We start from the raw sequence: 11,489 nt of genomic DNA on the forward strand, positions 1-11,489 counted from the left end.
AAATTAATGGCCCTTATGCTCTTACATCATTCTTTTAATATTTATTTCAAATATATGGCAGCAGATACAGCTTGCAAAATACATGCCATATATAGCTATAACAGTGCGGTGAATACAAAAAACGCCACGAAACTGTGGCGCTAATTAAAATGATCATGAACTGAGTTAAAAACTATGAACGTTTCATCATGTCAAAGAAATCGTCATTCGTTTTGCTCATAGCCAGTTTGTTGATAAGGAATTCCATCGCATCAATTTCGCCCATCGGATGAATAATTTTACGCAGAATCCACATTTTCTGTAGCTCTTCAGAGGTGGTGAGTAGCTCTTCTTTACGTGTACCAGAACGGTTGTAATCGATAGCTGGGAAGACGCGTTTTTCAGCAATTTTGCGGGAGAGATGCAGCTCCATGTTACCAGTGCCTTTGAACTCTTCGTAAATCACTTCATCCATCTTAGAACCCGTATCCACCAACGCAGTCGCAATAATGGTCAAGCTTCCGCCCTCTTCCACATTACGCGCAGCCCCGAAGAAACGTTTCGGACGATGTAACGCGTTAGCATCCACACCACCAGTCAATACCTTACCGGATGCGGGAACAACAGTGTTATAGGCACGAGCTAAGCGAGTAATAGAGTCAAGCAGAATAATCACATCTTTTTTGTGTTCAACCAGACGTTTTGCTTTCTCAATAACCATCTCTGCCACCTGAACGTGACGAGAAGCAGGTTCATCAAAAGTAGAAGCAATAACCTCACCTTTTACCAGGCGTTGCATTTCAGTGACTTCTTCTGGACGTTCATCAATCAGAAGTACCATCAATACACAATCTGGATGATTGTGGGCAATGTTAGCAGCAATATTTTGCAGCAACATCGTTTTACCCGCTTTTGGTGGCGCGACGATCAGACCACGTTGTCCACGGCCAATCGGTGCAGCCAGATCCAGAACACGGGCAGTCAGATCCTCAGTGGAACCATTACCACGTTCCATACGCAGGCGGCTATTAGCATGCAGCGGGGTTAAGTTTTCAAAAAGAATTTTACTGCGGGCATTTTCTGGTTTGTCAAAATTAACTTCGTTAACCTTCAACAGGGCAAAATAGCGTTCACCTTCTTTAGGTGGACGAATTTTACCTGAAATTGTGTCACCGGTGCGGAGGTTAAAACGACGGATTTGGCTGGGAGAAACGTAGATATCATCGGGGCCGGCAAGGTAGGAGCTGTCTGCTGAACGGAGGAATCCAAAGCCATCCTGCAATATCTCCAACACGCCATCACCGAAGATATCTTCCCCACTTTTCGCATGCTGCTTAAGGATAGAGAAGATAATATCTTGTTTACGCATACGGGCTAGATTTTCCAGCCCCATATTTTCGCCGAGTGTAATCAGTTCAGATACCGGCGTATTTTTTAATTCGGTAAGATTCATAATGGTGGGTTCTTAAACTCGGGGTATATCTCGAACTATGAACGTGAATAGTATGGCAGCGTCATCGATCGGTGCCTGTTTATTTTGTACAAAAACAAATCAGACCTTTAATACATTATTCATATAAAAAGGTAATAATTTGAAGTACTAAGATTGAGCTCAAATAAGACTGACAGGCTGTCAAAAACGCTGTTGAGATAATGCTGAAACATTACTGATTTCTATAAAAACTATCTCAACGTAACGAGCTATACGCCAGATTATTCCCGTATAACCCATTGGATATTTTAGACTATCCAGAGATAACAGACTTATCAGACACTACAGATTATTCAGTATGCAACATACATCTAACATGATGTATGTGATACAAGCAGTGGCGCTAACTTATCACGCTTCTTTACGGACGTCTAGCGGTCAATGAAATAAATAATAATATACGCTAAACGCCCGGCATTAATGTGAGCTCACTTCAATCAGAGATTAGCATCCAAAAATTCTTTCAATTGAGTTTTTGACAGTGCTCCCACTTTTGTAGCAGCAACCTGACCATCTTTAAACAGCAACAATGTAGGAATACCACGGATACCATACTTAGGAGCAGTTGCCGGGTTGTCATCAATGTTCAATTTAGCAATAGTCAGTTTGCCTGAGTATTCTGGGGCAATTTCATCTAAAATAGGTGCAATCATTTTACATGGTCCACACCAGGCAGCCCAAAAATCGACAAGAACTGGACCTTCTGCGTTAAGAACGTCAGTATCAAAGCTAGCGTCACTCAAATGAATAATTTTGTCGCTCATTTTTTACTCCAAAGAATAATTTTTTACCATGCTAGTGTAACATTACTGATATAAGGTTGCCTTTATTTCAGCGGATACACTTTCGTAAGACAATGGTTAACTGATATTCTACCACACTATGAGTAAAACACACTTGACAGAAAAGAAGTTTTCCGACTTCGCCTTGCACCCCAAGGTTATAGAAGCTCTTGATAATAAGGGCTTTTCTAATTGTACACCGATACAAGCACTGACATTGCCTTTCACTGTCGAAGGTCGTGATGTCGCGGGGCAAGCGCAAACCGGTACGGGGAAGACGCTAGCATTTTTAGCGTCTGCTTTTCATTATTTACTGACTCATCCCGCAGCGGAGGAGCGTCAAACCAATCAGCCAAGAGCGCTGATTATGGCTCCTACCCGCGAGCTCGCTGTACAGATTTACTCTGATGCAGAAGATCTGGCACAGGCAACAGGTCTAAAGATGGGTCTTGCCTACGGCGGTGATGGTTACGACAAACAGCTGAAAATACTAGGATCCGGTGTTGACATCCTTATCGGCACTACCGGACGTCTAATCGACTATACCAAACAGGGGCACATTAATCTGAATGCGGTCCAAGTTGTGGTTCTTGATGAAGCTGATCGCATGTATGATCTCGGTTTTATCAAAGATATCCGCTGGCTATTCCGTCGAATGCCATCAGCAAACGAACGTATGAACCTACTGTTTTCAGCCACACTCTCTTACCGAGTCCGAGAACTGGCATTTGAGCAAATGAATCATGCAGAGTATGTCGAGGTAGAACCGTTACAGAAAACGGGACACCGTATCCGCGAAGAGCTGTTTTATCCTTCTAATGAAGAAAAGATGCGCCTGCTTCAAACGTTATTGGAAGAAGAGTGGCCTGATCGATGCATTATTTTCGCCAATACAAAACATCGTTGTGAAGATATCTGGGCGCATCTGGCTGCTGACGGACATCGAGTTGGGTTACTAACCGGTGATGTAGCACAAAAAAAACGGTTACGCATTCTGGAAGAATTCAGCAACGGCAATATTGATATTCTAGTTGCAACTGATGTCGCAGCCCGTGGATTGCACATTCCTTCAGTCACTCATGTTTTTAATTATGACCTACCAGACGACTGCGAGGATTATGTTCACCGCATTGGCCGTACTGGTCGTGCAGGTGAAAGTGGCTATTCGATCAGCCTAGCCTGTGAAGAATATGCACTAAACCTGCCAGCGATTGAAGATTATATTCAACACCCTATCCCGGTCAGCAAATATGACAGTCAAGCCTTGCTGAAAGATTTACCGGTACCTAAACGCCGACACCGTCCGCGTTCAGGAAACCATCAGCGTCGTAACAACTTGTCGCATCGTAATAATACACCACGTAATAACCGTAAACGTTCAGGCTAAAAATGATGCTGAGTTCTTCTTCGCTCTATGCGGCTATCGACCTAGGTTCAAACAGTTTTCACATGCTGGTTGTGCGTGAAGTATCCGGCAGTATGCAGATACTGGCACGAATCAAACGTAAAGTCAGGCTGGCCGCTGGATTAGATAAAAATAACCGTTTATCTCAACAGGCAATGGAGAGAGGCTGGCAATGTCTCAGGATTTTTTCTGAACGCTTACAGGATATACCTCCATCACAAATCCGCGTTGTTGCCACGGCAACTTTACGCATCGCTGAAAATTCAGACGCATTTGTGAAAAAAGCATCAGAAATCCTTGATTGTCCGGTTAAGGTAATCAGTGGCGAAGATGAAGCTCGGCTTATTTATCAAGGCGTTGCCCATACAACTGGCGGCCCTGAAAAACGTCTGGTTGTCGATATTGGTGGTGCAAGTACAGAACTGGTTACGGGGAATGGGGCAAAAGCCTCTCAGTTATCCAGCCTAAGTATGGGTTGTGTTACCTGGCTTGAAGGCTACTTTAATGACCGTAGCCTGACGGGAGAAAATTTCGCCAGAGCCGAAGCTGCCGCACATGAAACGTTGAAACCCATTGCCCCAAAACTTATCGAACAAGGCTGGCAGATTTGTGTAGGTGCTTCCGGTACCGTTCAGGCTCTGCAAGAAATCATGATTGCTCAAGGTATGGATGAGCTGATCACTTTGCCGAAACTTCAGGAGCTCAAACATAAAGCGATTGAATGCGGTAAGCTGGAAGAGCTGGAAATAGAAGGATTGACGCTGGAACGGGCTTTGGTTTTCCCAAGTGGCCTTGCTATCCTGATAGCGATTTTCCAGGCATTAAATATTGAAAGTATGATCCTTGCAGGCGGCGCTTTACGGGAAGGTCTTGTTTACGGCATGCTGGATTTACCAATAGAACCAGATATTCGTACCAGAACACTACGAAATATACAGCGACGTTTTCAGTTAGACGTTGAACAGTCTCAACGGGTCAAACAATTGGCTGAACACTTCCTACAACAGATTGCTAAACCTTGGGAGCTTGATAGCCGATGTCATGAATTATTACAAAGTGCCTGCCTGATACATGAAATTGGCCTAAGTATTGATTTCCATCATGCTCCATCACATGCAGCCTATCTGATCAATTATCTCGCTCTCCCCGGCTATACGCCCGCGCAGAAAAAACTCTTAGCCACATTGCTAAAGAACCAGAGTGGCCCTATTGATTTGTTTTCCTTTAATCAACAAAACGCCTTACCTCTGATACAAGCTCAACGTTTATGTCGTCTGTTGCGGTTAGCTATCATCTTTGCCAACCGTCGTCGAGATGACACTCTCCCTGCTCTACATTTAAAAGTGAATGATGAAGCGTTAACAATAACGTTACCTCATGGCTGGCTAATGCAACACCCTCTGAGGGCAGAGTCTTTACAGCAGGAAATCCAGTGGCAAAGCCATGCTCAATGGTCACTTGTTTTAGGCGAGCAGGATACTCAAGCCTGAATAAAATCACTTTCCCTGTATCTCTGTGATACAGGGAATCTCCAACATATTTACGACTTATTTTTTTGTCCAAGCCCTAAACGCGATTTGATATCCGCAATACGCGATTGCCCTTTTTGCATTCTTTCTTCTGCTGTCACTATTTTTTTATCTTGTGGCCAATGTAAGTCATCCTGTGGCAACTCATGCAAAAAACGACTTGGTTCTGGATGGATTAATTCGCCATATTGACGACGCTCTTTACATAAAGTAAAAAATAACTCCCGTTGAGCGCGGGTGATCCCTACATAAGCCAGTCGTCGCTCTTCATCAATATTTTCTTCGTCAATACTGCTCTGATGAGGTAACAGCCCTTCTTCCATGCCGACCAGAAATACATAGGGAAACTCCAATCCTTTAGAAGCATGTAGAGTCATCAATTGCACCTGATCAAACTCCTCACCATCTTCGCCTCGCTCCAGCATATCCCGTAATGTGAAACGCGCGACCACCTGAGATAAAGTCATTGCTTCGTTCAGTTCATCACCTTCCAGCATTTCACTCATCCAAGTGAATAACTGATTAATATTTTTCATCCGCATTTCAGCCGCTTTCGGACTCGGGGATGTTTCGTACAGCCAGCTTTCATAATCCATACCATGTAGTAGATCACGCACAGCTAGCAAAGGATCTCGTTCAACCTGACGAGTTATCTCATCCATCCAGTGAGTAAAACGCTGTAATGCCGCCAAACCGCGGCCAGTTAGACTTTGTTCCAAACCAAGATCGAAACTAGCCTGATAGAGACTTTTATTGCGCTGATTCGCCCACTCACCCAGTTTTTGAATGGTAGCCGCACCAATTTCACGTCTTGGTGTATTGACAATTCTTAGGAACGCACTGTCATCTTCGGGATTAGTCAGCACTCGCAGATAAGCTAGCAAATCCTTAATTTCAGGGCGGGCAAAGAAAGAGGTACCACCAGAAATCCGGTAAGGAATGCGGTTTTGCATCAGCATCTTTTCAAACACGCGGGATTGATGATTTCCTCGGTAGAGAATAGCGTAATCTTTATATTGGGTCTTATTGATAAAGTGATGTGCCATCAGCTCCCCAATAACCCTTTCCGCCTCATGTTCTTCATTATTAGCTGTAATCACTTTCAATGGATCACCATACCCCAGTTCAGAAAAAAGCCGTTTTTCAAACACGTGAGGGTTATTGGCGATCAAAATATTAGCTGCTTTCAGAATACAGCCAGAGGAACGATAATTCTGTTCCAGTTTAATCACATTAAGCTTTGGGAAATCCTCTTTCAGTAACACCAAATTTTGTGGTCTTGCGCCGCGCCATGAATAGATCGACTGGTCATCATCACCCACCACCGTAAAACGAGCCCTTTGCCCCACCAACAATTTAACCAGTTGATATTGACTGGTATTGGTGTCCTGATATTCATCTACTAGCAGATAACGAATACGGTTTTGCCAACGCTCTCTGACTTCATCATCATGCTGCATCAGCAAAGTCGGTTTGGTAATCAGATCGTCAAAATCCAATACATTACAGCTCGCCAGATGTAAATCATAACGGCGATAACATTCAGCAAACTGATGCTCCTGAGCAGAACGGGCCAATGCCAAAACTTGCTGTGGAGAAAGCAGATCATTTTTCCAGTTTGAAATGGCAGAGATCAATTTTTGTAGCAGATCTTTATCTTCCTCCAGTAAATCAGCTGTTAAATCTTTCAACAGGGCCATCTGATCCTGATCATCAAACAACGAGAAATTGCTTTTCATTCCTAACGCTTTGTACTCGCGCTTAATGATTTCCAACCCCAACGTGTGGAAAGTAGAAATCATCAGCCCCTTAGCCTCTTTGCGCCCCAGAGTTTGTGCTACACGCTCTTTCATTTCCCGTGCGGCTTTATTAGTAAACGTCACAGCGGCGATATGACGAGGCTGATAGCCACAAATGCGGATAAGATGAGCAATTTTATTGGTAATCACTCTGGTTTTGCCGGAACCTGCCCCCGCCAGGACCAGACAAGGACCGGTAACAAATTCGACAGCTTGTTGTTGGCTAGGATTTAATCGCATGATGTTTAATAAGTTATATCAGGACAGTATCTCAGGGGGATAGAATTGTAGCAGAAAGAGGAGAAAGGAAACGCGGTTTTCTTTATGAAGAAAAAGGACTCTACTGGTTGATAAATATTAAATGCAAAGAGGGAGGATTTCTCCCCCTTATCTTTATCAATATCAACCGCCAACAGCAATACGTTTCATATCTGTCATGTAACCACGTAATACGCGGCCAACAACTTCAATTGGGTGGTTACGAATAGCCTCATTTACATCGCGTAACTGGGCGTTATCGATACCGTTATCTACAACGGGCTTACCTAAATCACCCGCCTGTAGCGAACCCATAAACTTCTCTTTTAGCAGTGGGACCGCAACATGAGAGAACAAATAGTTACCATATTCTGCTGTATCAGAAATAACGATATTCATTTCGTACAGGCGCTTACGAGAGATAGTATTCGCAATCAGCGGTAATTCATGTAGAGATTCATAATAGGCAGATTCAGCAATAATACCGGTATCAACCATAATTTCGAATGCCAGTTCAACCCCGGCTTTCACCATAGCAACCATTAAAACGCTGTGATCAAAATATTCCTGTTCACTGATTTTGCCATCATATCCAGGTGAATTCTCAAACGGAGTGTTACCGGTTTCCTCACGCCAACCTAACAGTTTCTTATCATCATTGGCCCAATCAGCCATCATACCGGAGGAAAATTCACCAGAAATGATATCATCCATATGTTTCTGGAACAGCGGCGTCATCATTTCTTTCAACTGCTCAGACAAAGCATACGCTCGCAGTTTTGCCGGGTTAGACAGGCGATCCATCATCAGGGTAATGCCACCTTGTTTCAGTGCTTCTGTGATGGTCTCCCAGCCAAACTGGATCAACTTTCCTGCATAACCCGGTTCAACGCCATCTGCCACCAGTTTGTCATAACACAACAGTGAACCCGCCTGTAACATACCGCACAAAATAGTTTGCTCACCCATCAGATCAGATTTCACTTCAGCCACGAAAGAAGATTCCAGAACACCGGCGCGATGCGCACCTGTTGCCGCTGCCCATGCCTTAGCGATTGCCATACCTTCACCTTTCGGATCGTTTTCCGGGTGAACTGCAATCAAAGTAGGAACACCAAAACCCCGTTTGTATTCTTCACGTACTTCCGTACCAGGACACTTAGGCGCTACCATCACCACAGTGATGTCTTTACGGATTTGTTCACCTACTTCAACAATATTTAAACCGTGAGAATAACCTAGTGCAGCGCCTTCTTTCATCAATGGTTGAACTGCGCGAACAACAGAAGAGTGTTGTTTATCTGGCGTCAGGTTAATTACCAAATCAGCCTGCGGTATTAACTCTTCATAAGTGCCGACTTGAAAACCATTTTCCGTTGCTTTGCGCCATGAAGCACGTTTTTCTTCAATGGCCTCTTTACGCAGGGCATAAGTGATATCCAGACCGGAGTCACGCATATTCAGGCCCTGATTCAGTCCCTGCGCTCCGCAACCGACGATAACCACTTTTTTACCTTTTAAATATCCTGTCTCATCAACAAACTCTTCCCGCGCCATAAAACGACATTTACCTAACTGCGCCAACTGCTGACGCAAATTCAGCGTATTAAAATAATTCGCCATTAGTGACTCCGTTATCATGTTATGCTCAGCGCTCAGCAATGAAATGCTGTGACTGTTTTTTAGATTTCCCCACCCTGTGGGGTGTTTATATATTTTCAATATATGACATGAAAGCTATTGCTTAAATTGATATATTAACAATACTACATTGCACTTTATGCAATACAGATTATTGGACAGGAAAAGGAGAATAGGCTGTGGATATACGCGACCTCAAACTGTTTCTACATCTGGCTGAAAGCTGTCATTTTGGTCGTACAGCAAAAGCAATGCATGTCAGTCCATCCACATTATCTCGCCAGATTCAGCGTATTGAAGATATTTTGGGGCATCCATTATTTTTACGGGATAATCGCACTGTAAAATTGACCTTTGCCGGTGAGCAATTTAAACAATTCGCCCAACAGACACTGTTGCAATACCAGCAACTAAAACACTCATTGAATCAACAAAGCCCATCTCTAAGCGGCGAGTTACGTCTGTTTTGTTCGGTCACCGCGGCCTACAGTCACTTACCACAGATTCTAGACCGTTTTCGTGCGGAACATCCTATGGTTGAAATCAAACTCACCACAGGTGATGCCGCAGATGCGGTCAATAAGATACAGTCTAATGATGCCGATTTAGGCATCGCCGGTAAGCCGGAAAAACTACCAGATAATGTCAGCTTCACCAAAATCGGTGAAGTCCCACTGGTGCTGATTGCGCCTTCCCTCCCTTGCTCTGTACGAGCACTTGTAATACAAAAGTCCCCTGACTGGAATAGCATTCCCTTCATTTTGCCGGAACATGGCCCTTCACGTAAGCGCATTGAGCACTGGTTCCGTCACCATAAAATTACCAACCCATCGATTTACGCTACCGTGTCCGGTCATGAAGCCATTGTTTCTATGGTTGCATTGGGTTGTGGAGTGGCATTAATTCCCAATGTCGTTGTAGAAAACAGCCCTGAACCGGTACGCAGTCGCATATCTTTATTAGACAACATCTCTCTAGTAGAACCGTTCGAATTGGGTATATGTGTACAGAGAAAACGGCTTAATGAACCCCTGATTAAAGCATTTTGGGGATTGTTATAACAAACTGCCCTAACAGATCTTTTTATTCATTACAAGCCTGATACAACTTATTTTCGGTATTATGCCAATACACTTATAATTTATGTGGCCTAATTCACAAAGAATATAAAAATATAACCATATTGTTCTCATGATAATATGTTTAATATAAGTTATAACCAATCAAAATAATTATATGAAAATATTGGCTCCTCATTAAATTTTTGGTCATTAATTATGTCACTAAAGAAAATACTTTTAATTATATCAAGTAGATAGTAGCTATTTAACGTTAAACAATTTAGATATTGTTAAGATTGACCAGCAAAAGCTGAATATTCCACCAGCAAAAAAAAGAGTGGAAAATAATTCTTTTCGCCATGTCATAACGATATATTCCAATAGTGAAATTATTTTTTCCAGATACCAAAGGAGGCGGCTTCATAATAATGATTTAATGGTATTGTGACGATATAGTAACTAATAATAATCATTTAATGAGTTAATATAATTTAATTAAAAAATAACATCAAGGATTCATAATAATTAAATAAAATAATTAATTCAAATACACAAAACAATTTAATAAAGGACACCATCATGTTACATAAAATAGACAAATCACCGTATTTTATTAAATTCTATAAATTTTATCTACAAGATCTCGTCTTCTCTTATAATATGCAAACAGAATGGCATCATCATCCTTGCATCCAATTAAGTGTATCACCACATAATTCACTCATGAGGGTTGATACCGAAAATGAATCGAGACAAGTACATGGATTCATTATTTCTTCTAATATTAAACATAGATTACACTCGGAAGGGCAACTCTGCTTTAATCTACTGATAGACCTAGCCAATCCACTATGTCATTTATTACTACATCAAATGAGAGGCTCAGATATAGTATACTTAAATCAAGAATCATCCAGTTTAATAGCAAATTACTTTATTAATTGTTTACAGTCAGAAACCTCTCCAGATATTTTCATCTTAAATAACCTTTTAGGTAAAATAGAAGATTGCCATTGTTATCAGGACAAACGAATCATGAAAGCAGCCTCTCTTATTACTGAATTACCGGTTAAATGTATATCTTCTCGTGAAATATCAAACCAACTCTATTTATCCGAAAGCCGATTCTTACATCTATTTAGAGAAAAGATGGGAACTAATTTCCGTAGTTATCTATTATGGAAACGTCTACATCATGCTATTGATGAGATACATTCATCAGATTCACTGACTTTATTAGCTTGTAATAGTGGATTTTCAGATGGCGCACACTTCAGTCGTACCTGTATGACGCTATATGGATTAAGGCCCTCTGAATTAAAACATGCCAGTAAAAACAGAATTCAACAAGCACAACAAAAATATTTCAATTTATCATCAACATTAACAGGTCTAAATTTTACAAAGAAAAATATCTGTTTTATGAATAAATAATATTTTTGATACATTACCTAAAATAAATAATTTCTATTTATAACCGTTATTATCAAAGCCAATATGTTAGAGATTCTGTATCATTTTATTCCTAATAGCACATTTACTA

8 protein-coding genes are annotated in these 11,489 nt (G+C 41.8%); 4 read left to right on the forward strand and 4 right to left on the reverse strand.

Annotation, left to right across the window (positions count from 1 at the left end):
* Positions 1-172: 172 nt before the first annotated feature.
* Both rho and trxA read right to left on the reverse strand, forming a co-directional pair.
* Positions 173-1,432 carry a transcription termination factor Rho gene (rho, locus tag CKY02_RS04365; RefSeq protein ID WP_011148733.1) on the reverse strand — a complete coding sequence of 420 codons (1,260 nt, stop codon included), beginning with the start codon at positions 1,430-1,432 and terminating at the stop codon, positions 173-175.
* Between the two features lie 476 nt (positions 1,433-1,908).
* The gene (gene trxA / locus CKY02_RS04370; protein ID WP_112894361.1) at positions 1,909-2,235 is read right to left on the reverse strand and encodes a thioredoxin TrxA; all 327 of its coding nucleotides are present in this window, start codon (positions 2,233-2,235) and stop codon (positions 1,909-1,911) included.
* Positions 2,236-2,353: 118 nt separating this feature from the next.
* Between trxA and rhlB the strand changes: the two genes are divergently transcribed.
* Both rhlB and gppA read left to right on the forward strand, forming a co-directional pair.
* Complete coding sequence (rhlB, locus tag CKY02_RS04375; protein ID WP_112877310.1) at positions 2,354-3,640, forward strand: ATP-dependent RNA helicase RhlB; 1,287 nt, start codon at positions 2,354-2,356, stop codon at positions 3,638-3,640.
* Positions 3,641-3,645: 5 nt separating this feature from the next.
* Complete coding sequence (gene gppA / locus CKY02_RS04380; RefSeq protein WP_112894383.1) at positions 3,646-5,148, forward strand: guanosine-5'-triphosphate,3'-diphosphate diphosphatase; 1,503 nt, start codon at positions 3,646-3,648, stop codon at positions 5,146-5,148.
* 50 nt (positions 5,149-5,198) lie between these two features.
* Here gppA and rep read toward each other — a convergent pair whose 3' ends face one another.
* Both rep and ilvC read right to left on the reverse strand, forming a co-directional pair.
* Positions 5,199-7,226: a DNA helicase Rep gene (gene rep, locus CKY02_RS04385; RefSeq protein ID WP_112894362.1), complete on the reverse strand. Its 2,028-nt coding sequence runs from the start codon at positions 7,224-7,226 to the stop codon at positions 5,199-5,201.
* A 162-nt stretch (positions 7,227-7,388) separates the two neighbouring features.
* Complete coding sequence (gene ilvC, locus CKY02_RS04390; protein WP_112894363.1) at positions 7,389-8,867, reverse strand: ketol-acid reductoisomerase; 1,479 nt, start codon at positions 8,865-8,867, stop codon at positions 7,389-7,391.
* 197 nt (positions 8,868-9,064) lie between these two features.
* Here ilvC and ilvY point away from each other — a divergent pair, with 197 nt between their 5' ends.
* Both ilvY and CKY02_RS04400 read left to right on the forward strand, forming a co-directional pair.
* A complete protein-coding gene (gene ilvY, locus CKY02_RS04395; protein ID WP_112877313.1) occupies positions 9,065-9,946 on the forward strand; it encodes an HTH-type transcriptional activator IlvY in 882 nt (293 codons plus the stop codon).
* Positions 9,947-10,525: 579 nt separating this feature from the next.
* Positions 10,526-11,380, forward strand: coding sequence for an AraC family transcriptional regulator (locus CKY02_RS04400; protein WP_112894364.1), 855 nt, complete (start codon positions 10,526-10,528; stop codon positions 11,378-11,380).
* The last annotated feature ends 109 nt before the right edge of the window (positions 11,381-11,489 follow it).

It is taken from the genome of Photorhabdus bodei, assembly GCF_003287735.1.
GTDB classification, from domain to species: Bacteria; Pseudomonadota; Gammaproteobacteria; order Enterobacterales; family Enterobacteriaceae; genus Photorhabdus; species Photorhabdus kayaii.

Bases quoted from the DNA above. Each gene is read 5' to 3' on its own strand.
- gppA (WP_112894383.1), top strand. From the start codon at position 3,646: ATGCTGAGTTCTTCTTCGCTCTATGCGGCTATCGACCTAGGTTCAAAC.
- rep (WP_112894362.1), bottom strand. From the start codon at position 7,226: ATGCGATTAAATCCTAGCCAACAACAAGCTGTCGAATTTGTTACCGGT.
- trxA (WP_112894361.1), bottom strand. From the start codon at position 2,235: ATGAGCGACAAAATTATTCATTTGAGTGACGCTAGCTTTGATACTGAC.
- rho (WP_011148733.1), bottom strand. From the start codon at position 1,432: ATGAATCTTACCGAATTAAAAAATACGCCGGTATCTGAACTGATTACA.
- CKY02_RS04400 (WP_112894364.1), top strand. From the start codon at position 10,526: ATGTTACATAAAATAGACAAATCACCGTATTTTATTAAATTCTATAAA.
- rhlB (WP_112877310.1), top strand. From the start codon at position 2,354: ATGAGTAAAACACACTTGACAGAAAAGAAGTTTTCCGACTTCGCCTTG.
- ilvC (WP_112894363.1), bottom strand. From the start codon at position 8,867: ATGGCGAATTATTTTAATACGCTGAATTTGCGTCAGCAGTTGGCGCAG.